This window comes from Rhizobium sp. SEMIA 4085 (assembly GCF_013004495.1).
GTDB lineage: Bacteria > Pseudomonadota > Alphaproteobacteria > Rhizobiales > Rhizobiaceae > Rhizobium > Rhizobium gallicum.
Map to the genome: position 1 here is coordinate 1 of NZ_JABEPH010000580.1, position 371 is coordinate 371.

At 67.4% G+C, this 371-nt stretch carries 1 pseudogene; it reads right to left on the minus strand.

What is annotated here, in order from left to right:
• A pseudogene (locus C9413_RS31210) lies at window positions 1-354 on the minus strand (hypothetical protein); the annotation flags it as partial.
• Window positions 355-371 lie beyond the last annotated feature (17 nt).

Consider the following 371-nt stretch of genomic DNA (forward strand, 5'->3'; position numbering starts at 1 on the left):
GCGGGGCACCGGCTTGCGGGCGCTGCGCGGCACGGAGGCATCGACGATTTCGTCGGGGCTGATGGGACGCTCGGGATCGAAGACGGCATTGTCCTGGGTCACTGCATCCAGTTCCGGGATCAGGCGCGGGTCCAGCGGCTGCAGGCTGCGCGCTTCCGGCTGGGTCAGCGCATCGATGGCGGCATGCAGACCCCCGCTGTCTTCCATGGCTTGCTGCACCGCCTGCGCTGGCACCCCCAGGTGCTCGCCCAGCAAGCGGTTGCGCAGGGTCGCGATGACCTGCCGCACTTGGGCTTGCTTGGCGGCGTCGCCCTGGACTTCGATGCTGAGATTGCACTCGGTATCGAAGCCCATGGAGCGATTGCTCATGT